The following is a 25,161-nucleotide window of genomic DNA, read 5'->3' as shown; positions in this document are numbered from 1 at the left end:
ACGCGCGTGACCCTGGGGAGCAAACGAAGGCAAAGGCTCAGGCCTTCATCGCCTGAACCAGACAGGTGGATGTGCCGTGGGCGTGCAGCTTGCCATCCGCCGATTCAATCCTGCCATCCAGCGTGATGACCGTTCGGCTGCGAGAGATGATCTTGCCCACGATCGTCAACTCGCCGCTGTCTGCCAGGATTGGCCGAACGAATTTCACGGAGGTCTCGTGTGTGGGGCACCACTGCCCGGCTTCCAGAACGCTGTGTGCGGCAAGCGCCATGGCCGTGTCGAGCATCGTCATGCTCCAGCCCCCGTGGACGGTGCGCAGCGTGTTCAGGAACCGGCTTTCGGGAAAGGCCTTGAGTGTGACGACACCCGCTTCCGGGGGCAGGAGCGTGAACGGGAGAAGCTCGGCCATGGGCGGGCGCGGTAGCCGTCCCTCGGCAAGCAAGGTCACAAATTCCAGGCCCGGGAGCTCCTCCAGGTTTGGTCTCTGGCTGTTTGCCGCCGATGCAGTTGTGCTTTCATTCATATCCGTCGCTCCTTGCGTTTGCTGCTGAATGGGAGGTTGGCGCAGCCGCATTCGACCAGCCGCAATGCGGCTCTCCAGATGGCCTCACGGTGAGATGCGGGAAATTTAACCACGATGCCGCGACGCCCCTTGACCTTTTATATTTCGAATGACATCTAATTCATCGTTAGATGTCAATATAAATCTAATGAAGAATTCGTCGAGGCACCAGCGTCGTCGCCGATCGACAGAGGCGAAGAAGAATAGAGGAGGCCATCATGGCCCAGCAGAAAGTAGTCGTGATTACAGGCGCGTCGTCGGGGATTGGCGAGGCAACCGCCCGTCTACTCGGCCAGAAGGGGTACCGGGTCTACGGCGGTGCGCGCGACCCCAGCCGGGCCAAGCCGATCGCCGGCGTGACATTTGGAGCACTTGATGTCACCAGCGACGAGTCCGTTGCAAGTTTCATCGCATGGGTGCTGGCTGAGACCGGCAGGATCGACGTGCTTGTCAACAATGCCGGTGTCTCGCTGGTCGGGCCAGTGGAAAACACCTCGGTGACCGAGGCCGCGAAACTGTTCGACGTGAATGTGTTCGGCCCGCTGCGCATGATCCGGGCTGTCCTGCCGGGCATGCGAAACGCCCGGAACGGCCTGATCATCAACATCAGCTCTGTCCTTGGCTTCCTGCCGGCCCCCTTCATGGGGCTTTACGCGAGCAGCAAGCACGCCATCGAGGGATTGTCCGAATCCCTGGATCACGAGATCCGTGACTTCAACATCCGCGTGGTTCTCGTCGAACCGACCTTCACCAACACCAACCTGGATGTGAATGCGGCCACGACTGAAGCGCCTCTCGGGGTGTACGCGCGGCAGGCCGAGGCGACCACGAAAACCGTTCTCGCGCAGATCAAATCGGCTCCGTCACCGACAATTGTCGCGGACAAGATTCTGGCTGCCATCGAAGGACCCTACAAGATGCGCCAACCCGTTGGAAGCCAGGCGACGCTGCTGAGCCGGCTCCGGCGCTTCATGCCGGCCAAGGCCGTTGATGGCAGCCTTCGCAAGACCTTCGGGTTCGGCAAGGGATAGAGCCTTTCGCACCTGGCCTCGTTTGGTCGGCGAGTGGGTCGGGCTGCGGGCCGCGCGTGATGCTATTTCCCGAGATAGGTTGCCTGCCAGCGGCCGGACCTGATGTTCTCCCTGGTCGCGGCAAGCAACATGTCCACGAAACGCCGGGCTGCCAGCGATCGCTCGGAATTTTGCAGCAGCGCGATCAGCCAGGTGACGGAAAGCCCCTCGATCGGCGCCCAGGCGAGTTCGGTCAGCGGTGAATTGACCATTCCGCAGAAGGGCATGATCGTGAAGCCCACCCTGCGGCGGATAAGATCATCCATCGGCGCATACTCCGTCTCCACCGCGACCCTGACACGGCGGCCGATGCGCGCGAATTCCGTTTCGATCAGCGTCCGCAGGCCGTCGGGGCGTGGCGTCAGGATCAGCGGCCGGTCGGCCACCATGTCGAGGGTCAGCGGACGCTCGGGCGAAAGGTCGCTGCCGGCCGGACCGACCAGGTAGAGCTGTTCCTGCAGCAGGGGTTCGGTATGCAGGTCCGGTTCCGTCAATGGGGCTGCCAGGATGCCGATATCGATGTCGCGGAAGAAGATCGCCTCGCGTAGCTGGAAGGAATGGGCGCCGCGCACGCGAAGCCGCACATGGGGAAATGCCTCGACATAGCTCGCCACCAACTCGCCGGTCAGCACGCGTCCCATGAAGGGCGGCGCGCCGAAGGCAAGCCGGCCGGCCGGGGTGTCGGCGGCATGCATGACCTCTTCCGGAACCCGCTCGATTTCTTCCATGATCGCCTCTGCCCTGACGCGGAAGATCTCGCCGGCGGGCGTCAGCGTCAGGCCGCGGCCGGTGCGGTGGAACAAAGCCGTGCCGATCTCCTGCTCCAGCGCGGAAATCTGCCGGCTCAGCGCCGGCTGCGAGATGTCAAGCTTTTCGGCGACCCGCGAAAGATTGCCGAATTCGGCGGCCTTCAGGAAATATTCCCACTTCCGCAGGTTCATCGCATCGCCTCCCGCTGCCGCTGAGATATGCCCTGGAGGTTATATCTGAACTGTCATCCTGTCTATTGATGAAAGGGTCCGCAGTTGGAATAGTCGCTGGGGGTTGAGGAGCCCCACATCAAAGGGAGGTATGAATGCTCAAACGCGCAATTCTCATCGCCGGCGTCGTCATGGCCGGTGGTGTCATGGCCAGTGCGGGCCCGTCCTGGGCACAGACAAAGATCGCCATCGGCACGCCGCCGATCGCGGAGGTGGAAGCCGCCTTCGTGGCGAAGGACGAGGGCATGTTCGAAAAGAACGGCCTCAATGTCGAATTCCTGCCGACCGGCTCCAACCAGACGCTGGTGGCGTCGCTGGTGGCCGGTTCGCATCAGATCGTCGCGGTGTCGCCGACCGTGCTGCTGCAGGCGGTCGATAGCGGGATCGATCTCGTCGTGGTCGCCAATTGCGGCGTGAGTGCTCCGCGCACCGCGAGGAATGTCGGGCTCGCCGTGCGCGGCGGCGTCGAGATCAGCAAACCCGAGGATCTCATCGGCAAGAAGGTCGGCACGCCGAGCATCGGCGGCACGCTGGATATTCTCTTCCGCCAGTGGCTGAAGCAGAAGAACGTAGACGAAAAGGGCATTACCTTCATCGAGGTGCCGATCCCCAACACGGCCGACGTCCTGAAGGGCGGCACGATCGATGCGGTCATCGCCGGCGAGCCGTCCCTGGGTCGCGCTGTCGGTCAGTCCAACGGCAAGGTGGCCTTCAACTACATGTCGGAAATCCCGGCAGACCTTCCCTATACGACGTTTGTCGCCACCCGCGACTGGGCCAAGGAGAATGCCGACACAATCAAGTCCTTCCGTGCGGCCTTCGCCCAGGCGGCGGACTATGTGGCAGCCAACCAGGACAAGACCCGCGCGATCGTCTCCAAATATACCCGCCTGCCGGTGGAGGTCCTGAACAAGATCGAACTGCCGGAATGCAAGACCGTACCGACCCAGGCTGCCCTCGACTATTTCGACAAGGCCATGCGCGAAGGCGGCATGCTGACCGGCAAGATCGATACCGCCGGACTGATCGCGCCCTGAGCCGGCAGTCCTACTTCAGGCCGGGGTACACCCGTGATGTTCCCCGGCCACGCTCCCCGTTTTCTACAGGTGACATCATGGTCCAGATGACCGGCGCCGAGGCGCTGACCCGTTTGCTCGTTCCGGAAGCCGTTCCGTTTGTCTTCGGCATCGCAGGAGGCAAGCTGAACCCGCTTCTCCACGCGATTTCCCGCGAGCCCTCCATTCGCTATCTTGGCGTGCGCCACGAGGCCTCTGGTCCGCTGATGGGGGCCGCCGTCGCTGCCGCCAGCGGGCGCATCTGCGTGGCGCTCGGCGAGATGGGGCCGGGGTCTTCAAACCTGGTCAGCGGCGTCGGCACGGCCTTCAACAACAACCTGCCGCTCCTGCTCATCACGTCAAACAACCATCAGGCCGCGTCCTATCCGAACCGCGGCATGTTCATGGACCTGGACACCCACGCACTGCTGAAGCCGCTCACCAAATGGAGCGCCGTGGTCCACGATGGCCGCCGCCTGCCAGACCTCGTTCGCGATGCATTCCGCCAGGCGCTGACGGGCAGACGCGGGCCTGTGCATCTCGACGTGCCGCAGGAAATCTTCACAACCCGGTTCGATTTCGACGAAGAGGCGCTGTCGCTTGCGCCGGATGTCTATCGCGCGGTCGAGGGCCCGCGTGCGCCGGCAGCCCAGATCGCCCGTGCGGCGGAGATGCTGGCGTCCGCCAAACGCCCTGTTCTGGTGGCAGGCGGCGGCGTCGTCTCGGCCAATGGCGGCGACCTGTTCCGCGAACTCATCGCCGAATTGAAGGCGCCCGCGCTCGCCACCCAGATGGGCATCGGAACGGTTCCCTCGGATTCGCCCTTCTTCATCGGCCATGGCGGTATCATCGGCGGCGACGCCATTCCCACGGCATTTGCGGAGGCGGATGTCGTGCTGGCGGTGGGCTGCCGCTTCTCGTCCTGGCTCTGGGACGAGGGCGGCGCACTGGCGAAAGGCGGAGCCCAACTCATCAACATCAATATCGACCCGATGAGCCTTGGTGCAAATGCTCCGCACGCCCTCGGCATCTGGGCCGATGCGAAAGGCGCGCTTGCCGACCTTCTTGTGGCCCTCAAGGGCCGCCCCATGCCGCAGCGCTCGGACTGGCTCGAGAGGCTGCGCGGCATCTATGCCGGCTACCGCGGCAAGCTCGAGCGCATGGCTGAGGATACCGGGGCCATCATGCATCCCGCCCGCCTCGGCACGGAGCTGGGAAAGCTGCTGCCGGCGGACGCGCTGATCGCCTATGACGGCGGGCATACCTCTTTCTGGAGCAACGACCTGACGCCGGCCACCGTCGAGCGGACACGCTTTCATGAGCCGGGCATGTGCCAACTCGGTTTCGGAACGCCTTACGCCGTGGCGCTCAAGCTGCTTCATCCCGACCGGCCGGTCTTCAACATCTGCGGCGACGGTGCCTTCGGCTTTACGCTTGCCGAACTGGATACGGCGCGGCGTTATGGCCTGCCGATCATCAACATCATCCACAACAATGCCTCCTGGGGCGTGATCAAGATGGGGCAGCGCAAGACCTACGACTTTTCGTTCGGCACGGATCTCGAAGGCATCGACTATGCCGACGTAGCGCGCGGCTTCGGCTGCCACGGCGAACGCGTCACCACGGTGGAGCAGATCGGCCCCGCGCTCGAACGCGCTATCGCCTCCGGCCTGCCGGCAGTTATAGATTGCCATGTCCGTTTCGAGGCCCATCCGAGCATGCCCTACTTCGCGAAAATGAATGCCTACGGTTTCCAGAAGGGTGCCGGCGGCCCTCACGCCGCGCTGGTGAAGGGAGCGTGATATGGTCGTAACCCAGCTTTCCACGCACCCCCGGCAAAGCGCAGCCAGTCCCGCTGCGCGATCCGGCGAGCCGCGCATCCGCATCCGCGACGTCACGCTGTCCTATGGAGCGCTGCAGATCATCGGTGGCATCAGCCTCGATATCGCACCGGGCGAGACGATATCCGTCATCGGCCCCTCTGGCTGCGGCAAGACCACCTTGCTACGCATGCTCGCCGGCCTGGCCAGGCCGACCTCCGGCAGCGTCGAACTGGACGGCTCGGTCATCGGCGGCCCGAACCGCTCCGTCGCGATCGTCTTCCAGGATTATGGAAAGGCGCTGCTGCCCTGGCGCACGGCGGCCGGAAACGTGTCCCTGGCGCTTGAGGCGCGCGGTTGCCCGGCGAAAGATCGCCCCGCAATCATCCGCGATCTCCTGGAAAAGATCGGCCTCGGCCAGCATGCCGGCAAATATCCGCGTGAAATGTCCGGCGGCATGCAGCAGCGCCTGCAGATCGCCCGCTGCCTGGCGCAGGAGCCAAAGGTGCTGCTGATGGATGAGCCTTTCGGCGCGCTCGACGCGATGACGCGGCAGGCGCTTCAGGACGAGGTGCTCGGGCTGGTGGCGACCACAGGCGCCACCATGGTGTTCGTCACCCACGATCTCGAGGAGGCGATCTATCTCGGCGATCGGATCATCTGCCTGCAGCCCAATCCCGGTCGGGTCGGCCGTATCGTCGACGTATCGCTGGCAAAACCGCGCCACCAGCTTCTGACCCGCGAGGATCCGGAATTCCTGCGTCTGCGCCGCGACCTCTACGACCTCATCAAGGACGACCACCAATGAGCCCGGCGCGCGTGCTCAAGAGCGGTTGGCGGGCGGCGCTGCTGCCGGTGGTGCTCATCATCCTGGCGCAGGTGGCTGCAACCGTCACAAAGCTGGAAAGCGACAGCCTGGCAAGCCCGATCGATATCGCCAGCGCGTTCGTTACCGTCATGGGTGACGGCACGCTGCTCCGGGCGACGGTCGATACGCTGACGGCGGCTGCAACCGGCTGCCTTCTCGGCGTCGGCGTTGGATCGCTGCTTGGCATCGTGCTGGGCCTGTTCCGCATTGCCGATGACGCACTCGATCTCACCATCGAGCTGCTGCGGCCGGTGCCGGTTGTGGCGCTCATCCCTGTCGTGATGATGCTGCTTGGCGTCGGCACGGAGATGGAGGTCGTCATCGTCGCGCTCGGCATGCTCTGGCCATCGGTCGTTCTGGCTCGCGCGGCGGTGAAGGACATGGAGCCGCGCCTGTTGGAGGTATCGGCCGTGCTGCAGCTCGGCTTTGCGGCGCGGGTCAGGAAGATCGTGCTGCCCGCCATCCTGCCGCAACTCTTCGTGTCGCTGAAGCTTGCCGCCGGCTATGCCTTGGTCGTGGCGGTAACGGTGGAGATCACCGCCAATCCGCTCGGCCTCGGCTACGGCATCATGATGGCGCAGCAGGCGCTGCGGCCTGCGGAAATGTTTGCATACCTGATCTGGATCGGCGCCGTTGGCTGGGTTATCAGCCTTCTCGTCAACGCCGCCCAGCGGACATTCTTTCCGGCTTTTGTGACGGGAGAGGATCGATGAAGCATCTGGCCCTTCGCAAGCTTGCCCTCGGCCTCGGCGGGTTGGCTCTCTTCATCCTGCTCTGGAAACTGGTGACCGATGCGAAACTCGTGTCGCCGATCTTCCTTCCCGGCCCGGAGCGGACCTTTGCGGCGCTGGTGAATGGCCTTTCCGGCGGCGCCATGCTGTCGCAGACCCTGGAGACGGTCCAGCGCATGCTGCTGGGCTGGCTGCTGGCGTCGCTCGTCGGCGTGTTTCTCGGAGCACTGATCGGCATATCGAAACGGGCACGGGCCTTTGTCGCGCCGACGCTCGAACTGCTGCGACCTCTGCCGGCCTCCGCCATGATACCCGTCGCCATCGCGCTTCTCGGGTTTTCCGACAACATGGTGCTGGTGGTCATCGCCTTCGGCGCACTCTGGCCGATGCTGCTCGCGACGATCCATGGATTTTCCGCCATGGAGCCGCGGCTCTATGAGGTCAGCGCGGTCCTGGGCCTCAGCCGCGCCGGGGTGATCTGGAAACTGGCGCTGCCGAGCGCCATGCCGATGATCTTGGCGAGCCTCAGGCTTGGCCTGACCATCTCGCTGATCCTGGCGGTGGTCGGCGAGATGCTCGCCAGCCGGGAAGGGCTGGGGCAGAGCCTCCTGTTGGCAAGCCGCAGCTTCCGTTCGGCCGACCTGTTCGCAGGTATCGTCATCCTTGGTGCCATCGGCCTCGTCGGCAGCAGGCTGCTCTCCGCGGTCGAAAGTCGCCTCCTGCGCTGGCAGGGTGCCGGTCGCTAACCCCGAGCCATTCAGGGTTCTATTTTACCTGAAAGGCTCTAGATACCCTCTCAACAAGACAGGACCACCGCATGTTCAAGCTTTCTGATGCTTCCATCATCGTCGATGCCGCGATTGCCGAAGGGCGCAGCCGTTCGCTGGCACCGCTCGCCGTCGCGGTTCTCGATGCCGGCGGTCATCTCGTCGCCTACAAGCGCGAGGACGGCGCCGGCATCGTCCGGTTCGATATCGCCTATGGGAAGGCCTGGGGGTCGCTCGGCATGGGCTTTGGCACGCGGGAGCTCACGGAACGCGCCGCCAAGAACCCGGCCTTTATCACGGTGCTGGCCTCGGTCAGCGCGGGCCGCATGGTGCCCTCGCCAGGTGGCGTCCTCATTCTCGATGCGGCTGGCACGGTCGTAGGCGCCGTTGGGATTTCCGGCGATATCGGCGACAACGACGAGATATGCGCCATCGCCGGCATCGAAAAGGCCGGTTTCCGCGCTGCTCCCAAGCTGCCGGCCTGACAGGACTTCAGCTCAACTGAAACAATGGAGGCTGCCATGCAGCAGAACGTATCCACTTCCGGCAAGACGGGCGAATTCGTCCGCCTCAACCCGCTGACCGGCGAAATCGCCAGCACGGCCAAGGCTGCGACAGCCCAGGACGCATCCGCCGCCGCCGACCGGGCCGCCGCTGCCTTCCCGGCCTGGTCCGAGACAGGTCCCAATGCCAGACGGCAGCTCCTGCTGAAGGCATCCAATGCGCTGGCGGCAAAGAAGGACGATTTCATTGCGCTGATGCAGGCCGAGACCGGCGCGACCGCAAGCTGGGCGGGCTTCAACGTCATGCTCGCCGCCGGGATGATCGCCGAAGCGGCATCGCTGACGACACAGATCAAGGGTGAGGTCATTCCCTCCGACAAGCCGGGCTGCCATGCCATGTCGGTGCGGGAAGCGGTCGGCGTCTGCCTCGGCATCGCGCCCTGGAACGCACCCGTCATTCTCGGCGTCCGGGCCATCGCGACGGCACTGGCCTGCGGCAATACGGTCGTGCTCAAGGCTTCCGAAAAATGCCCTGGCGTCCACAGTCTGATCGTCGAGTGCTTCCAGTCAGCCGGCTTCCCGGATGGCGTCGTCAACGTCGTCACCAATGCGCCGGAAGACGCCGCCGAGGTGGTGAACGCGCTGATCGATCACCCCGCTGTCAGGCGGATCAACTTTACCGGATCCACCGGGGTGGGAAAGATGATCGCCTTGCGCGCGGCCGAACACCTGAAGCCTGTCTTGCTGGAACTCGGCGGCAAGGCACCCTTCCTGGTGCTCGACGATGCCAATCTCGACGAGGCCGTGGCCGCCGCGGCGTTTGGCGCATTCTTCAACCAGGGCCAGATCTGCATGTCGACGGAACGCATCATCGTCGTCGACGCGATTGCCGATGCCTTCGTGGACAAGTTCCGGGCCAAGGCCGCCACGCTGGTGGCCGGCAATCCGGCGGAAGGCAAGGCGCCTCTGGGCGCGGTCATCGGCACGGAAACCGTTGACAAGGTCAAGGCGCTGATCGAGGACGCCGTCTCCAAGGGTGCGCGGCTTGCGGCCGGCGGGACCGCAGAGGGTGTGTTGATGTCGGCGACCGTGGTCGATGGCGTAACCAGCGACATGCGTCTTTACGGCGAGGAAAGCTTCGGCCCGGTCGTTGCCATCCTCAGGGCGCGTGACGAAAACCATGCCATCGAACTCGCCAATGACAGCGAATACGGCCTCTCGGCTTCGGTCTTCACCGGCGATGCCGCTCGCGGCCTGCGCGTTGCCCGCCGCATCAAGTCAGGCATCTGCCACATCAACGGCCCGACCGTGCATGACGAGGCGCAGATGCCGTTCGGTGGCGTCAAGGGCTCGGGCTATGGCCGTTTCGGCGGACAAGCGGGTATCGCCGAATTCACCGAACTGCGCTGGATCACTGTCGAGACCCTGCCGGGCCACTATCCGATCTGATCATTCAGGCCGGCGACCTTGCGTCGCCGGCCTCACCAGGTTCGAGATCTTCCCGGATGAAGTCCGCAGTCTGCTCGTAATGCCGTTGCAGTCGCTGCATGGCGGTTTCACTGTCTCGATCCAGCACGGCCTTGAGGATATCCTGATGTTCCTGGCTCACCTTGCGAACCCGGAAGGCCTTTCGGCTGGACAGCGCGCGATAGCGGCTCAGCCGGTCGGCCAGTTGTTCGCAGAAGCTGATCAGCGGGCGTGATCCGCAGCCGCTGATCAGGGTGGCGTGGAAGGCGCGGTGTAGCCGCTCCCACTCCGGATTGCTTTCGAAACGTTCGGGATTGAGCGAGCGGGGCGCGCGATCCAACCTGTGATGCGCGACGATGAGGGCCTCTTCCCATGCCGGGGTGGCGTTGGCGATGGATTCCCGCACCGCCAGCCCCTCGACCCAGCAGCGGGTCTTGGTCAGTTCGCCGAGTTCTTCCAGGCTGATCGGCTTGACGAAGAAACCGCGCTGCTCCTTGCCGATAACAAGGTCTTCGGTGGTGAGGCGATTCAGCGCTTCCCGCAAGGGCGTCTGGCCGGCTTCGTAGTGCTCCATCAGGAAACGCAGCTGGAGTTTGCGGCCAGGCTCCAGCCGCGCCGACAGGATGTCTGCCTTCAGCCGCTCATAGATGCTCGTGGCAAGGGTGGCAGGGCTTTCCAGCTCTCTGTTCGGCACGTCGCTTTTCATCCAATTCCCACTGATCAAGCCAGTATTCTATACACGAGCGCATCTCGAATCTAAAATTTATAAATTCCAGCTTTACGAAGATAATTTTGTATATTATCTGAGATCCAACACAGGAGGCTGGTGTGGGCGAGGATAAGGCAGGACGTTTCAGGGGTGGTTGCGGCTGCGGCGGCGTGGATGTCCATTGCCATGTCGTACCCTCCCGTTTTCCGCTGCCGGCCGGCGGTGGCGCGGTGAGGGGATGGCCTTCGATGGTTCCTGCTGCCGAATGCCATGCGACTGTCGTGATCGACGAAAAGCCCTATCGCACCGTGAGCGATGCTTGCTGGGTGGCCGAGCGTCGGCTTGAGGACATGGATCGCTGCGGCGTGGAGGTTCAGGCGCTTTCCCCGATGCCGGAGCTGTTTGGCTACTGGATCGAAGCGCAGGCGGCCAACGATCTCGTGCGCTATGTCAACGATATGATTGCCGCACTGGTGGCAGAAGGCGGCGGTCGTTTTGTCGGGCTGGGCGGCCTGCCGATGCAGGATATAGAGCTTGCTATCGCCGAACTGCACCGCATCGTCCGACTTGGCTTCAAGGGCGTTGAGATCGGCAGCAACATCAACGGTGTCGCGATCGGCGACCCCAAGTTTCACCCCCTCTTTGCCGAGGCTGAAAGGCTGGGCCTGGCGGTCTTCGTCCATGCGGTGCGTCCGGCCGGAATGGACCGGCTTGTCGGGCCCGCACCCCTGCAGCAGGTGCTTGGCTATCCGACCGATGTCGGCCTTGCGGCGGCTTCCGTGATAACAGGCGGGCTGTTGCAGAAATTCCCGAACCTTAGGATCGCCTTCAGCCATGGCGGTGGCACGCTTGCATCGCTGCTGCCGCGTCTGGAGCAGGGTTATGCCGCATTCCCGGCACTCCGGGACCTCATGCCGGAGCCGCCCTCGGCCCAGGCGAAACGGCTTTATGTCGATACGCTCGTCTTTGATGCGGATGCCCTGCGCCGCGTGGTGTCCGTCTTCGGCAGGGACCGGGTCATGATCGGCACCGACTATCCCTTCAATTTTCGCGAGACGGAGCCCGTCGCCCGCATCGAGGAGGCTTTCGCCGATGCCGGCCTGCGCGAGCGCCTGACATTTGCAAACGCCCGCGCGTTTCTCGCTCTGGATGAGGTTTGACACGATGACCGATTTTCCCGTCACCGCCCTGCGCAGTGTCGAACTGGGGACGCCCGATCTCGCGGCGTCTGTCGATTTCTACACCCGCGTCTGGGGACTTGATGTGGTCGCCGAGGCCGGCGGCAAGGTGTTTCTCGCCGCCACGGGCGAGGACTTCCATGTTCTGGAACTGAAGCAGAGCGATCGGGCGGAACTGCGCAAGGTCACCTTCCGCGTTCGCTCTGCGGATGACCTGACGGCCCTCTTCGCCAGCACCGTTGCGGCGGGTTGCGCCGTGCTGCGGGAGGTGGGGCCTGCCGATGCGCCTTCCGGCGGCGAACGTTTCGTCATCCGCGAGCCGCAGGGTTCCGTGCTGGAATTCGTGTTCGGGGACCAGCGCCGGGAAGGCAGGGTTGTCGCCAACCGCCCGTATCGCCTGGCGCATGTCAATATCAACAGCGCCGGGATCGAGGCCCTGTCAGACTTCTATCGCCAAACCCTCGGCTTTCGTCTCACGGATCGGTCGAAGCTCATGGCTTTCCTCTGCTGCAACGCAGACCACCATGCGGTCGTGCTGGCAGAGGCCCCGACGAATGGCCTGAACCATGTGGCGTTCCTGATGCCCGATCTGGAATCGGTCATGCGCGGGTCCGGTCGTGTCGTGGATCAGGGCTATCCGATCGGCTGGGGTGTCGGCCGTCATGGACCGGGCGACAACGTCTTCGCCTATTTCGTGGACCCGCAGGGCGTTGTTGCCGAATACACCGCCGAGGTCCTGCAGGTCGACAAGGACTATCGCTTCCGTGGACCGGACGAATGGGTCTGGCCTCCTGGCCGTACGGATCATTGGGGCATTGCCCCTCCCAAGAGCGAGGCCTGCAAGAAGGCACAGATTTCCATCGGTTTTTCCGGCGCCTGATCCCGCCGCTACCGTTTGCAGAGGTTTTCCGTGACGAACGAGAACGATATTTCGAACAGGTATAACGTTGTCGTGGTCGGCTTCGGCCCGGCTGGCGCGGTCGCCGCCGGCATGCTCGGCGCGCGTGGCCACTCGACGCTGGTCGTCGACAGGCTGACCGGCATCTATGACAAGCCGCGCGCCATCGCCATCGATCACGAGATCATGCGGCACTTCGACAATATGGGCATCGCCGATGCGGTTTCGCCCTATATCGCCCCGTTCACGGCCTCCCAGCATTTCGGTGCCCAAGGACAACTCATCCGGCGGATAGACATGATCCCGGAGCCCTATCCGCTCGGCTATACGCCGAGCATGGTGTTTACCCAGCCGCCGGTCGAGGCGGTGCTGCGAAGCCATGCCGAAAGCTTCGACTGCGTGACGGTTGAGCTTGGAACAGAAATGACCGGTCTGGACCCGCGGGCCGATCAGGTGGTCGTGGCGTTGAAGGATGCGTCCGGCAACACGCGGAACGTCGCCGCGAAATACGTGATCGGCTGCGATGGAGCCTCGAGCCGGGTGCGTGAGCTCTCCGGCATGAAGCTCGAGGATCTGGTCTTTGACGAGCCGTGGCTGGTGGTCGATGTGCAGGTCCATGAGGATGCGCTTGGCAAGCTGCCGCAGACATCGGCCCAGTTCTGCAATCCCGCCCGGCCGACAAGCTACATCATGGGGCCGAAGAACCATCGCCGCTGGGAGATCATGCTTTTGCCGGGCGAAGACCCGCGAGAGATGGAAAAGCCTGACAATGTCTGGCGGCTGCTTTCGCCTTGGCTCGCTTCGGACGAGGGCGATCTCTGGCGGGCGGCGGCCTATCGCTTCCATGCGCTGGTCGCCGACATCTGGCGCAACGGCCGCGTGCTGATTGCCGGCGATGCCGCGCACCAGCAGCCGCCTTTCATCGGGCAGGGCATGTGCCAGGGCCTGCGCGACGTCTCCAATCTCGTCTGGAGGCTCGACCGGATCCTGAAGGGTCAGTCTTCCGACGCCTTGCTCGATAGCTATACCATTGAGCGCAAGCGGCATGTGCAGACGCTGACCGGCAAGATCAAGGTCATTGGCCAGACCATCTGCGAACGCGATCCGGATGCCGCTGCCGCACGAGACGCACGCATTCTCGCCGATGGCGGCGGCAAGCCGCTGACCATCACCCGCCAGGAAATCGTGCCCCCGATCGAGGATGGGTTGATCGCGACCGGGGGCTCCCCGGCACGGGGACTGCTCTTCCCGCAGCCGGTGATCGTCGAAGGCGCTTCGACGCGCCTGTTGGATCGGTTCACCGGACCGGCCTGGAGGCTGGTGCTCGACGGTCGCCGGATCCAGGCAGCGGACGTCGAGGCGCTGGCCCAGGCGATCGACGGGATCGTGATTGTGGCTGTGGCCCCTCAAGGCCATGACGCCGCCGATCCGACGGCCCTTCAAGAAAAGGACGGCGTGCTGTCCGCCTGGTTCGACCGACACGGGGTCATCGCCGCGCTGGTCCGCCCGGACCATTACGTCTTCGGCGCCGCGCAGACCCTCGAGGCGCTTCGCCAGCAGATGGACGACCTGCGCCTGCGCCTTGCCTGACGCGCCTTTCGAAACACACACGTTCACGGACCCGTAAAATGAGACTTTCCACCGTCAAGATCGCTGGCCGCACCACCTGGGGCATTGTCAAAGGCGACACTTTCCGCGATGTCGGCGCTGATCTCGCCGCCCGTTACGGCGATCTCAAGGCGGCGATCGCAGCAAATTTCGCCGGCGTGGCAGAGGCCGCAGCCTCGGCCGCCGCAACGCCGATCACCGACCTGGAATGGCTGCCGGTGGTGCCCAACCCGGACAAGATCCTCTGCGTCGGCCTGAATTATGAGACGCATCGCAAGGAGACCGGCCGCAGCGAAGTTGAAAATCCGACGATCTTCGCCCGCTATGCCAACAGCCAGACCGGCCATCTCGCACCGATCATCCGGCCAAAGGTGTCAACGCATCTCGACTATGAGGGCGAGCTTGCGGTGATCATCGGCAAGCCGGGCCGCTACATTTCCCGCGACGAAGCCATGAGGCATGTTGCGGGTTATGCCTGCTACAATGACGGCAGTATCCGGGATTTCCAGTACCACACGCACCAGTTCACGCCCGGCAAGAACTTCCCCGATACCGGCGCCTTCGGTCCGTGGATGATGACGCCGGACGAACTCGGTCCCTTGGCCAACCTGCGTCTGCAGACCCGCCTGAACGGGCAGGTGGTGCAAGACGCGACCTTCGACCAGATGATTTTCGATATCGCCCGGCAGATCGAATACTGCTCGACCTTCACGCGGCTGGAAGCCGGCGACGTGATCGTCAGCGGCACGCCAGGTGGAGTGGGCGCCAAGCGGACGCCGCCGCTCTGGATGAAGCCGGGCGATGTCGTCGAGGTAGAGATCGATCGGCTCGGCATCTTGCGCAACCCCATCAAGGACGAGGTGCGCTGAGCCTGCGCAGGCCGTGCCAGTGGTGGCGTGGGCGCGGCGATGTCGGGCGGCAGGACCTGTTCTGGTGACTGCCACCCCATTCGCCTGACCTCGATCCGATCAAGCCGCCGCTCCCGAAAATAAGGTAAGCCGGGATGGCCCGGCTTGCCTCGGGCTGCTGACAAATTCTCATTCCAGGTCTTTCGATGTTGGTTTTGACCGAAAACCTCACCGTCATGCCGGCCGCCGAGCCGGCATCCAGCGCAATCAAGTCCTTGATTGCGAAAGACTCATTTCACGGGGCAGACACGCCGTGGCTGGATTCCGGCCTTCGCCGGAATGACGGCTGAATAGGGTCTCGCGGAAAACCTATCTTTGTCAGCAAATTGAGGCAAGCCGGGATAGCCCGGCTTGCCCGGACATCACTTGAACTTGTCCATGTTGTCCTTGGTGACAAGGGCTGCACCGGAATCGATGAGCGATTCGACTTGCTGGCCCTTGATCGACTTGACCAGCGCATCGACGCCAAGCGCCGCCATCTTTGCCGGGAACTGGGCCACGGAGGCATCCTCGATGCCGTCTTTCAGCGCCTCTTCCTCGCCACAGCAGAAATCGAAGCCGACCAGGACGATCTTGTCGGAGGCGATGCCCGCATTCTTGATGGCGCGTGCAGCGCCGGCGGCCGGCGGACCGCAGGCTGCATAGATTGCCTTGAGGTCTGGGGTCTTGGTCAGCAGGTCTTCCGCCACGCTGATGCCAAGCTCCTCGGTGCAATTGGTGGCGCCCCGCCCCACGATTGTGACGTTGACGCCTTTCAGGCCCTCGAGCATGCCGTTGACCCGGTCATCTAGCGCCGGTACGCCCGGAACGCCTTCGAGAATGCCGAGGGTATCGCCATCCTTGAGGACCGTCTTGAGATAGGTCCCGGCGATCTTGCCGGCATTGTAGTTATCGGTGGTGGCGAGCGCCGTGCCGTTCTTCCAGTCGGGAATGTTGTTGTCCATCAGCACGACCTTGATGCCGGCCGCCACGGCCTTGTCGAGTGCGGGAGCAACGGTCGGATCGACCGGGGTCAGCGCAATGCCCTGGACGCCGTTCGTGACCATGGATTCGATGAGCGCGATCTGTCCTTCGATGTCGGTGGCCGACATGCCCTGGCCATAGCTGATTTCGACACCCGGATTGGCCGCGGCATAGGCCTTGGCGGCATTTTCCATGGTGGCGAAGAACGGCACGGGAAATTTGGTGATGAAGCCGAGCTTCACCTTGTCTTGCGCCGTGCCCGGCCCGGCCCCCACGGCAAGGAGCGCGATTGCGCCCAGGATTGTCATCAGTCTCGATTTCATGTCCCTCTCCCTGTTGAGCGCCCCGACGCGGGGCAACACATACGCCGCCCTCCCAGACGGCGATCCCCAAGACCGCGTGCATCCCTCCTGCGGACGCTGACGTATTCGGCCTGATGTCCTAGTTCTCTGCGCCGACGATCATCGACACGAGTTCATGCTTGTTGGCGCCGGTCGGCTTCAACTCCCCGACCTTGTGGCCCTGGCGCAGCACGACGGCGCGGTCGGCCAGTTCAACGACATGTTCCATGTTGTGCGTGATCAGGATGACGGCATTTCTCTCGGCGCGAAGCTGGGCGATGAGATCCAGAACCTTGCGCGATTCCCGCAATCCCAGCGCGGCTGTCGGTTCGTCCAGGATGACGAGTTTGCTGGCAAAGACGGTGGCGCGGGCAACCGCAATGGCCTGGCGCTGGCCGCCGGACATGAGCGCGACAGGCGCATCGAATTTTGGCAGCTTCACTTTCAGCCGGTCGATCACTGTGGCCGCTTCCTGGTTCATGGCGCGGTTGCTGAGGAAACGCAGCGGCTTCGGAAGCCAGGCCGGAAAATCCAGTTCCCGCCCGCAATAGAAGTTCTGCGCCGGCGTTAGATTGTCGAACAGGGCAAGATCCTGATAGACCGTCTCGATGCCCGCATCGCGCGCCGCGGCGGGCGAATGCAGGGGCGCCGGCGCGCCATCGATCAGGATCTCTCCCTCGTCCAGGGCATGGATGCCACTGATGCATTTGATCAGGGTCGACTTGCCGGCGCCATTGTCGCCGAGCAGAGCGAGGACTTCGCCGCGATAGGCATCCAGGCTCACGCCCTTCAAGGCATGGATCGCCCCGAAACGCTTCTGCGCATGACGGACGCTGAGGGCCGGCTGGGTGGCCGACTGGCTGGCTGCAGTCATGACATCCTCCCGGCCTGCAGCACGCGCGCCCGCGCCTCAAGATGGTTGCGCAGCACATCCGCCTCGACGGCGACGACGATCACGAGGCCGATGGCAATCATCTGCCAGAACACATCGACCCCCAGCAGGTTCAGCGCATTGCGGATGACGCCGATCAGGACGGCACCGATAAGCGCGTGGAACAGGTGTCCCCGGCCACCCAGGAAGCTGGCGCCGCCGATGATCACGGCCGCAATCGTGTCCAGTTCCAGGAGATTGCCATAGAGCGGCGACGCGGCGGCCGTTCGACCCGAAAGCACGATGGCGCCGACCCCTGCGCAAAGACCCGACAGGATATAGGTCGCGAGCAGCACCTTCTTGACCGGTATGCCCATGCTCTTGGCGGCCTCGGGCGAGCCTCCGACGGCATAGATCCAGCGCCCGGCGACCATTGCCTTCATCAGCACGAACAGCAGCAGGGCAACGCCCACCACCACATAGAAGGAATTCGGCAAGCCAAGGCTCCAGTTGTTGCCAATGGCGCTGACCGCATCCGGCATGCCGCGCATGGTGGTGTGGCCGGGCGCCAGTTCGAGTGCCAGTCCGCGGCAGATGCTCAAGGTCGCCAGCGTGATGATGAACGGGTGAGGCAGCCGGCCATAGACGAACACGGTGCCGTTGATGGCGCCGACAAGCCCGCCCGAGACCAGCATCGCCAGCATCACCAGAGGCGCGGAATCGATCTGCTGGTAGGTCAGGCCGCCGATCACGGTGGCGAGCGCCAGGTTGGATCCCACGGAAAGATCGATGCCGCGGGTGAGGATCACCAGTTGCTGGCCCATGGCGACAATGGCGATGACAGCCGTCTGGGAGAGGATGTTGCCGAGATTGACCGGCTTGAGAAAATTCGGCGTGACCAGGCCTATGACGACGACCAGGAGGAAGAGGATCAAAAGCGGACCGATCCCCAGAAGCGCAAGCGCCAGGTCCACGCCTGTCCATCGTCGCGGCGGCGGCTCCCGCCCGGCATGCGCAACCTCCTGATCGCTATTCTGACTGATGACCAATTCTGCCTCCCTGTTTTATATGTATAAGAGACAGGCTTGATTTCACTGACAAGTTGTTTTTTATGTATTAAAATACATTAGGAATTCCAGAGAGATGAAATCCGATACGATCTACAAGAAGGCCTTCAACCATGCTCTTGATTTGCTTGAGAGCATGCAGACGGGCGCGGAAATGCCGACCGAAAACCAGCTTGCCATGCAGCTAGACATCAGCCGCACGACGGTGCGCAAGGTGCTCGCAGCCTTCACCGCATGCGGCCTTGTCTCGACCGCTCTGCCGCGGATCAAGCTGCGCTCGCCCGGTTCTTCGGAGCGTTTTCCCGATGCCGAAACCGTCCCGATCTCGGCCCAGGTCGAGAAGAACTTCATGCAATGGATCCTCAAGGACGACCCGCGTCCGGGGACGCTGATCAACGAACTGGAACTCGCGCGAAAATTCGGGATCGCCACGACGATCATCCGCGAGTTCCTGAACCGGTTCCAGAGGTTCGGGCTGATCGAGAAGCGCAACAATACCGGCTGGGTATTCCGGGGCTTCACCAAGGACTTTGCCCTTGAGCTGTTCGAAGTGCGCGAGATGTACGAGCTGCGCTCGGCCAGGCTGTTTGCCGGGCTCGATCTGTCCTCCCCGCTCTGGCGAGAGCTGGCGGCAATCCGCGTGGCGCATGTCGAACTGCTCGACGATATCGACACGCGGTTCCAGGATTTCTCCGAGCTCGACAGCCACTTCCACCGCCTGATTAGTTCGGCCTCTCCAAACCGGTTCATCGACAGTTTCTCGGATGTGATGTCGCTGGTGTTCCACTATCATTATCAGTGGAGAAAGCACGATGAGCGCCAGCGCAACGAAGTGGCGATAAAGGAGCATCTCGCCTATATCGACGCTCTCGCCAGCCGCGACCCCGAACGGATCGAAGCCGCCTGCCGCGCGCATCTCCTCTCAGCTCGCGCCACGCTTCTGCGATCGACCGAGGAGTGATCGAAGATCGGCTGCGGCTCCCAAGTCTCCCTAATGAAGAAAAAATTTTCATTTTGTATTTGGCGCAGAAATCGGATTGATATGGGCCACCGGCGTTTCAAGCGCTCGAAATTGCGGGGTTTTCCATGAAACTGCTGCCTGGTAGGAGGGGCTTGCGGTGACAGAATCAAGAAAATTATTCATTGAATATTCGGCTAAGGCCACCCAGTCGCTGCAGGACGCGATTGTTTCAGCGGCGCATCAGGGCGTGGCATTGCATGTGCCCAAGGGCATCTATTCCTGTGGCGCCCTTCGTCTTCCCAGCGGCACGGATCTTTATCTCGAGGAAGGCGCCGTGCTGCGCTTCGATCCCGACTATGCGCGGTATGCGTCAAACACTGTGGATGTCATCGCCGAGGATTCCGATCGTGCGCTGATCCTTGCAAAGGACGCCCACTCGATCCGCATCCATGGACCAGGCAGGATCGAAGCGCCGGGAGAAGCCTATATAGAGGGTATGCTGGAGGAGATGGGGACTTACATCCCATCGCGCCACCGTCCACGAACCCTTGTTGTCGACCGCTGCACCGATGTGCGCATCGAGGGCATCACCATCGGCCTTTCGGCCATGTGGACGGTTCATCTGATCCGCAGCGCGAACGTGGCGCTTGACGGTGTGAGCATCATCAATGATCGCAAGATGCCGAATACCGACGGCGTGGTGGTCGATGGCTGCGAGCGTGTCACGATCGAGAATTGCATCATCGACACGGCCGATGACGGTGTCGTGCTGAAAACGAGCTGCGGCATCGACCGCTTGCCGATCGGTGCATGCCGCCAGATCCGTGTCGCCAGTTGCAAGATCACCAGTGAAAGCTGCGCCCTCAAGCTCGGAACCGAGAGCTTCGGCGACATGGAAGACATCGCTTTCGAGGATTGTGAGATCGCCCATAGCAACCGGGCTCTCGGCCTCTTCTCCCGCGATGGAGGTCGACTGGCGAATGTATCCTTCCGCCGACTGACACTCGAATGCCGGGAAACGCCGGAAGGCTTCTGGGGTTCGGGAGAAGCGATTACGGCAACCGCTCTCGACCGCCGCAGCACGCAAGCCGCCGGCGTGATCGAGAATGTGCTGTTCGAGGACATCGATGGCCTGATGGAAGGTGCGATCAACCTCTATGCCGATCGTCCGGGCCTGATCCGGAATGTCACGCTGCGTCGCTTGACCGTCCGCCAGCAGCCAGGGCGTTTCAATGCCTGCCGCTACGATGTGCGTCCGACCAAGTTTGACCTGGCGCCCTCTCCTGATGCTGCCGGCCGGGCGAATGCCTGGGTTCGGGGCGAGGATGGCAAGGTGATCGGTCTGGTGCCCTATCCAGGCGGAATGCCGGGGATTTTCGCCTCCAATGTCGAAAACCTCGCGCTCGACGACGTGCAGGTGAGCCGTCCCGATCCTTTGCCCCCAGGTTTTTCCCCGGAGCCCATCGTGACGCTGCAGGACCAGCCGCCGGTGTGGTCGTGATCCCGTTTCAGGAGGTGCTGCGATGAAGACCATCCGCAAGCTCGACAAGCTTCTTTCGGTCCTGGCCGAACAGATCTTCCAGCCGACCGGCGTGCAGGTCCCGCTGGTCTACCGCCAGGCCACATCGCATGAGCGTGCGGCCATGGTGGCCTCCGATCGTTCGGATTGGACGCCTGTCGGACGCGACCATATCTGGGGCGAGCCGGACGGTTATTTCTGGTTCGGCGGCCAGGTGGTCCTGCCGGAGGGAACCGAGGGCAGCAGGCTCTTCGGCCGCATCGAGGCGGCCTTCGGAAACGTGATGGGGCGGAGTGATCCGCAATGCCTCGTTCGGGTCGATGGACGGATCGTGCAGGGCGGTGACGCAAACCACCGCGAGTTTCCGCTGGACCTGGATGCAGCGCCGGGCCGGATCCATGACATCCTGATCGAAGCAGGCACGATCGAGGATCGGCGCCAGATCGGGTTCGGGGTTTCGCTGCATCGCCACGATCCTGAGGTCGAGGAGGTCTATTACGATCTGCGCGTGCCGCTCGATGTGGCGCGGCTGCTGGATGAGAACGATGCACGCCGGCACTTCATCCTGCGGGTGGTGGAAGAGGCAGTTGATGCCATCGATCTTCGCCCTGGTGACCCACAGCGCTTCTCCCGTTCGCTCTCCGTCGCGCGCGCCATCGCAGCCCGGATCTATGAGACCGGCGATTTCGAGGAAAAGCCTGTTGTCGTCGCGACCGGGCACACGCATATCGACGTCGCCTGGCTTTGGCGGGTGCGGGAAACACGGCAGAAGATGGCCCGGTCCATGGCCACCATGCTGTCGCTAATGGACGAATTTCCCGACTACCGCTTCATGTACAATCAATGTGTCCTGCTCGACTACCTGCGGGAAGACTATCCGGAACTTTTCGACGGCATTCGTCGCCAGTTCTCGGAGGGGCGGTTCGAGATCGAGGGGGCGTTGTGGCTGGAGCCTGACGTCAATATCGCGGGCGGCGAGGCGCTCGTCCGCCACATCCTCTATGGGGTCCGCTATCATCAGGAGACCTTCGGCATCAGGCCACGCATGGTTTGGCTGCCGGATACGTTCGGCTACACGGCGGCACTGCCGCAGCTGATGGCAAAGTCCGGGCTCGACAGCTTCGTCACCCACAAGCTCTCCTGGAACGACACCAACCGCATGCCGGAGGAAAAGCTGTTCTGGCAGGGGATCGATGGCAGCCAGGTGGTCGCCTATTTCCTGACGACCCAGCCCTATGACACGAAGAGCATCGGCACGACCTACTGCCCGAACCTGAAGCCCACCCATGTGATGGGCACATGGAAGCGCTACGGCCAGCAGCGCATCGGCGGCGAACTCTTCCTGGTCTATGGCCATGGTGACGGCGGCGGCGGACCCACACGCGAGATGCTCCACAACATCCGCCGCATGGAGCGCGGCATTCCCGGCTGCCCCAGAGTCGAGCACGGGGCCATGAGGCCCTTCTTCGAACGGCTGATTGCGCAGATGAAAGCTAACCCGCAGAATTATCCGACCTGGGTCGGGGAGTTCTATCTGGAATTCCATCGGGGCACGCTGACCTCGGTCGCGAAGAACAAGCGCTTCAATCGCCTGGCCGAGATCGCCCTGCGCGAACTGGAATTGATGGCCGTCCTGACACAGCGCGCTGCCGGTCACGCCTATCCGCATCAACGGCTCAGGCGTCTCTGGGATATCGTGATGCTCAACCAGTTCCACGACATCCTGCCCGGTTCATCCATTGGCGCGGTCTATGAGGATAGCGACCGCGACTACGAGGCCTTCTTCATCGAGGCCGAAGCACTGGCCGCGGAGCTGGCATCGGTGTTGCTGCAAGGACCTGGCGTGCTCAACGCCACCGGGCGCTTGCGTGGTGGATTGCTCACATCACCCCGCCTCGACGTGCCTGCACAGCAGATGCTGACCAGGGCCGACGGCACGCAGGAACAAGCTGTCTGGGTGGAGCGCGCAGCACCGCTCTCCATCGTGCCGCTTGATGGCGCCGTGGCGGAGCCTCAGGGCATGGAGGCACTGGAGGTCTCCGAGCGTCGTCTGGCCAATCGTCACCTGGAGGTCCATTTCGACGCCGCCGGACGGATCGAGCGTCTGATGGACCGGCTCAGCGGACGTGCGATCCTGAAACCGGGACACGCCGGCAATCGCCTGCAGGCGTTTCGTGATCGTCCGGCCGAATACGACGCCTGGGACATCGATTCCGATTTCGAGGATCAGGTGTATGAAATCGACGATCTGGTAAGCGTCGAGGTGGTGGAGCGCGGGCCGCTGCGGGCTGCCATCCGGCTCGAATGGCGTTACGAAAAGTCCCGCATCGTGCAGGTGGTATCCCTCGAAGCCGATGCCCGGCAGGTGGAATTCGACACGTTTGTGGAGTGGCACGAGCATAACACGCTGGTGAAAACCGCATTTCCGCTTGAACTGCATGCCGCTGCCGTCGATGCCGAAATCCAGTTTGGCCATGTGCGTCGCGCCACCCATCGCAACACGTCCTGGGACAAGGCGCGCTTCGAATGTGTCATGCAGCGCTGGGTCGATGTCACCGAGCCGGATTTCGGCGTCGCGTTTCTCAATGACAGCAAATACGGCTACGACGCACGGGGAACGGATATCCGGCTGACGCTCTTGCGGTCGCCGACCTATCCTTGGCCCGAGGCCGATCAGGGCGAGCACCGGTTCCGCTATGCCCTGAAGGTGCATGACGGGGACAAGGATGTCGTGCATCGGGCGGCCGAAGACTTCAATCTTCCGCTACGCTTGATCGCGGGCCAGCCGACCTCTGATCCGAGACTAAACGACGGCTCTCTCCTTCACATCAGGACTGACGGTATTGCCGTCGAGGCTGTGAAAGAGGCGGAGGACGGCAGCGGCATCGTGGTGCGGTTGTGGGAGACAACAGGTCGACACCGCGCAGCCAGGATCGAGCTGGCGTCAGACATCACCCAGGCGGCTCTGATCGACCTGCTGGAACATCCGATCAATGCCTGGCCGGTTGAGGATCATTGTCTGCAGATCCCCTTCAAACCCTTCGAAATCATAAGCCTGAAACTGGGGAGGAGCGCCACGTGAGCATCGACCAGGAAATCAACATCACCATCGACGCTTTTCCGGATGGGGAGAAATCCTTCATCGAGATCCCCTTCGAGGTTGGGGCGGATATCGAACGGATCGAGGTCGCCTATCATTTCCCCTTCGGCGGTGGCGGCAGTGTGATCGACCTCGGGGTTGCCCAGAATGGTCGTATGCGGGGCTGGAGCGGTTCGGAGCGCGGCTTCATCACGATCGAGGAAGACAGGGCAACACCAGGCTACGATTGCGGACCTTTGCAAGGCGCGTGGCATGCCGTTCTCGGCATCGTCAAGATCGGTCCGGCCTGCAAGGTCGATCTGAAGATCCGGCTGATCCGCAAACGCAAGCGCTGGCTCGTCGGCGAATTGCACAGCCATTCGGAGCATTCCGATGGGGGCGTGACGGTGCTCGATGCCATCTACCGGGCCCGGGCCGGCGGCCTGGATTTTCTGGCGATCACCGATCACAACACCATCTCGCAAAACACCATCCGGCCCGATGATCCGGGGATCCTGGTGATCCCGGCCATGGAACTCACCTCGTTTTTTGGACACACGAATTTCCTCGGGCTCGCACAGCCGGTTGCGGATTGGCGTTGCCGTCGGCCGGAAGACGTGGTGGATCGCATGGCCGAGGCGCGGGCCAATGGCGCGACGATCGTCATCAACCACCCCTTCCAGAACTCTGCCGGTGGCAAATGGCAAGCCGGGTTCGAAGCCCCCTTCGATGCCCTGGAGATCTGGAACGGCCTTTGGACGCCGATGAACGAGCAGGCGCTCGCCTTCTGGCAGGAACTGCTGGTGGCGGGTCGCCGGATCCCGATCACCGGCGGCAGTGATTTTCATCTCAAGAACCGCCGCCGGCACGGCCATCCGAGCAACCGGCTTGTTGTGACGGGATGCGCGATTTCGGATATTCTGGATGCCGTGCGGGCCGGGCGCAATGTCGTGAGTTTCTCGCCCCATGATCTCAAGGCCGAACCGGCCGGCGAGGACCATCCCGATTTCGGATCGCGGATCGCCTCCGGCACCACGGTTGCCGTCGCCTTCGACGGGCTTTCTCACGGCGACGAGATCCGCGTGATCGACGAGCGCGGCACGGTGGAAAGCATTCAGCCGCGCGAGAGCCGGCAGACCGTCGAGGCGCGGCTCGATGGCCGGTTCCTCCGTTTCGAGGTCTGGCACGGCAGCGAGGCGCGCCTGTTCACCAATCCCTTCTACACCGAATGATGCT

General features: G+C 63.0%; 22 protein-coding genes. 16 read left to right on the top strand and 6 right to left on the bottom strand.

The window, feature by feature from the left end:
* Nucleotides 1–37: 37 nt before the first annotated feature.
* Entirely contained in the window at nt 38–523 is a 486-nt protein-coding gene (locus B9A97_RS22805) for a PaaI family thioesterase (protein WP_143530670.1), read from the bottom strand.
* Nucleotides 524–780: 257 nt separating this feature from the next.
* On the opposite strand from B9A97_RS22805, the gene B9A97_RS22800 reads away from it, so the two are divergent.
* Nucleotides 781–1,593 (top strand): oxidoreductase, encoded by an 813-nt coding sequence (locus B9A97_RS22800; protein WP_084368121.1) that lies wholly within the window; start codon nt 781–783, stop codon nt 1,591–1,593.
* 62 nt (nt 1,594–1,655) lie between these two features.
* On the opposite strand, the gene B9A97_RS22795 is transcribed toward B9A97_RS22800, so the two are convergent.
* The gene (locus tag B9A97_RS22795; RefSeq protein WP_084368120.1) at nt 1,656–2,573 is read right to left on the bottom strand and encodes a LysR family transcriptional regulator; all 918 of its coding nucleotides are present in this window, start codon (nt 2,571–2,573) and stop codon (nt 1,656–1,658) included.
* A 134-nt stretch (nt 2,574–2,707) separates the two neighbouring features.
* Between B9A97_RS22795 and B9A97_RS22790 the strand changes: the two genes are divergently transcribed.
* The 7 genes from B9A97_RS22790 (at nt 2,708) to B9A97_RS22760 (ending at nt 9,805) form a co-directional block, all read left to right on the top strand.
* Nucleotides 2,708–3,649: an ABC transporter substrate-binding protein gene (locus B9A97_RS22790; RefSeq protein ID WP_084368119.1), complete on the top strand. Its 942-nt coding sequence runs from the start codon at nt 2,708–2,710 to the stop codon at nt 3,647–3,649.
* 77 nt (nt 3,650–3,726) lie between these two features.
* A complete protein-coding gene (locus tag B9A97_RS22785) occupies nt 3,727–5,469 on the top strand; it encodes a thiamine pyrophosphate-binding protein (protein ID WP_084368118.1) in 1,743 nt (580 codons plus the stop codon).
* 1 nt (nt 5,470) lies between these two features.
* Nucleotides 5,471–6,295, top strand: a complete 825-nt coding sequence (locus B9A97_RS22780; RefSeq protein WP_143530669.1) for an ABC transporter ATP-binding protein — start codon at nt 5,471–5,473, stop codon at nt 6,293–6,295.
* The gene (locus B9A97_RS22775) at nt 6,292–7,068 is read left to right on the top strand and encodes an ABC transporter permease (protein WP_084368117.1); all 777 of its coding nucleotides are present in this window, start codon (nt 6,292–6,294) and stop codon (nt 7,066–7,068) included. Before B9A97_RS22780 ends, B9A97_RS22775 begins: the two co-directional genes overlap by 4 nt.
* Nucleotides 7,065–7,832, top strand: a complete 768-nt coding sequence (locus B9A97_RS22770; protein WP_084368116.1) for an ABC transporter permease — start codon at nt 7,065–7,067, stop codon at nt 7,830–7,832. Before B9A97_RS22775 ends, B9A97_RS22770 begins: the two co-directional genes overlap by 4 nt.
* Before the next feature lie 71 nt (nt 7,833–7,903).
* On the top strand, nt 7,904–8,338 hold the full coding sequence (locus tag B9A97_RS22765; RefSeq protein WP_084368115.1) for a GlcG/HbpS family heme-binding protein: 435 nt from the start codon (nt 7,904–7,906) through the stop codon (nt 8,336–8,338).
* A gap of 36 nt (nt 8,339–8,374) precedes the next feature.
* Nucleotides 8,375–9,805 (top strand): aldehyde dehydrogenase, encoded by a 1,431-nt coding sequence (locus B9A97_RS22760; protein WP_084368138.1) that lies wholly within the window; start codon nt 8,375–8,377, stop codon nt 9,803–9,805.
* A 4-nt stretch (nt 9,806–9,809) separates the two neighbouring features.
* Here B9A97_RS22760 and B9A97_RS22755 read toward each other — a convergent pair whose 3' ends face one another.
* Nucleotides 9,810–10,529, bottom strand: a complete 720-nt coding sequence (locus B9A97_RS22755; RefSeq protein ID WP_084368114.1) for a GntR family transcriptional regulator — start codon at nt 10,527–10,529, stop codon at nt 9,810–9,812.
* Nucleotides 10,530–10,651: 122 nt separating this feature from the next.
* Here B9A97_RS22755 and B9A97_RS22750 point away from each other — a divergent pair, with 122 nt between their 5' ends.
* The 4 genes from B9A97_RS22750 to B9A97_RS22735 are packed head-to-tail and all read left to right on the top strand — an operon-like array spanning nt 10,652 to nt 15,085.
* Complete coding sequence (locus B9A97_RS22750) at nt 10,652–11,692, top strand: amidohydrolase family protein (protein WP_084368113.1); 1,041 nt, start codon at nt 10,652–10,654, stop codon at nt 11,690–11,692.
* A gap of 4 nt (nt 11,693–11,696) precedes the next feature.
* On the top strand, nt 11,697–12,590 hold the full coding sequence (locus B9A97_RS22745; RefSeq protein WP_084368112.1) for a VOC family protein: 894 nt from the start codon (nt 11,697–11,699) through the stop codon (nt 12,588–12,590).
* A 30-nt stretch (nt 12,591–12,620) separates the two neighbouring features.
* The gene (locus B9A97_RS22740; protein WP_084368111.1) at nt 12,621–14,198 is read left to right on the top strand and encodes a bifunctional 3-(3-hydroxy-phenyl)propionate/3-hydroxycinnamic acid hydroxylase; all 1,578 of its coding nucleotides are present in this window, start codon (nt 12,621–12,623) and stop codon (nt 14,196–14,198) included.
* Nucleotides 14,199–14,236: 38 nt separating this feature from the next.
* Nucleotides 14,237–15,085, top strand: coding sequence for a fumarylacetoacetate hydrolase family protein (locus tag B9A97_RS22735; protein WP_084368110.1), 849 nt, complete (start codon nt 14,237–14,239; stop codon nt 15,083–15,085).
* 401 nt (nt 15,086–15,486) lie between these two features.
* Here the strand turns inward: B9A97_RS22735 and B9A97_RS22730 are convergent, their stop codons facing one another.
* From B9A97_RS22730 to B9A97_RS22720, 3 genes are all read right to left on the bottom strand, one after another.
* Entirely contained in the window at nt 15,487–16,410 is a 924-nt protein-coding gene (locus B9A97_RS22730; RefSeq protein ID WP_084368109.1) for a sugar ABC transporter substrate-binding protein, read from the bottom strand.
* A gap of 118 nt (nt 16,411–16,528) precedes the next feature.
* A complete protein-coding gene (locus tag B9A97_RS22725; protein ID WP_084368108.1) occupies nt 16,529–17,302 on the bottom strand; it encodes an ATP-binding cassette domain-containing protein in 774 nt (257 codons plus the stop codon).
* Nucleotides 17,299–18,234, bottom strand: a complete 936-nt coding sequence (locus B9A97_RS22720; RefSeq protein WP_179145368.1) for an ABC transporter permease subunit — start codon at nt 18,232–18,234, stop codon at nt 17,299–17,301. Before B9A97_RS22720 ends, B9A97_RS22725 begins: the two co-directional genes overlap by 4 nt.
* Before the next feature lie 208 nt (nt 18,235–18,442).
* Here B9A97_RS22720 and B9A97_RS22715 point away from each other — a divergent pair, with 208 nt between their 5' ends.
* The 4 genes from B9A97_RS22715 (at nt 18,443) to B9A97_RS22700 (ending at nt 25,157) form a co-directional block, all read left to right on the top strand.
* Entirely contained in the window at nt 18,443–19,327 is an 885-nt protein-coding gene (locus tag B9A97_RS22715; RefSeq protein ID WP_084368107.1) for a GntR family transcriptional regulator, read from the top strand.
* A 157-nt stretch (nt 19,328–19,484) separates the two neighbouring features.
* Nucleotides 19,485–20,828, top strand: coding sequence for a polygalacturonase PglB (locus B9A97_RS22710; RefSeq protein ID WP_084368106.1), 1,344 nt, complete (start codon nt 19,485–19,487; stop codon nt 20,826–20,828).
* 22 nt (nt 20,829–20,850) lie between these two features.
* Complete coding sequence (locus B9A97_RS22705; RefSeq protein WP_084368105.1) at nt 20,851–23,928, top strand: alpha-mannosidase; 3,078 nt, start codon at nt 20,851–20,853, stop codon at nt 23,926–23,928.
* Nucleotides 23,925–25,157, top strand: coding sequence for a CehA/McbA family metallohydrolase (locus tag B9A97_RS22700; RefSeq protein ID WP_084368104.1), 1,233 nt, complete (start codon nt 23,925–23,927; stop codon nt 25,155–25,157). The genes B9A97_RS22705 and B9A97_RS22700 overlap by 4 nt, the downstream gene beginning before the upstream one ends.
* Nucleotides 25,158–25,161 lie beyond the last annotated feature (4 nt).

Origin of the sequence: Rhizobium sp. RU36D, assembly GCF_900176345.1 — a bacterium.
Classification (GTDB): Bacteria; Pseudomonadota; Alphaproteobacteria; order Rhizobiales; family Rhizobiaceae; genus Allorhizobium.
The sequence above is the reverse complement of the archived record's forward strand: the minus strand, read 5'-3'. Positions and strand labels throughout refer to the sequence as shown.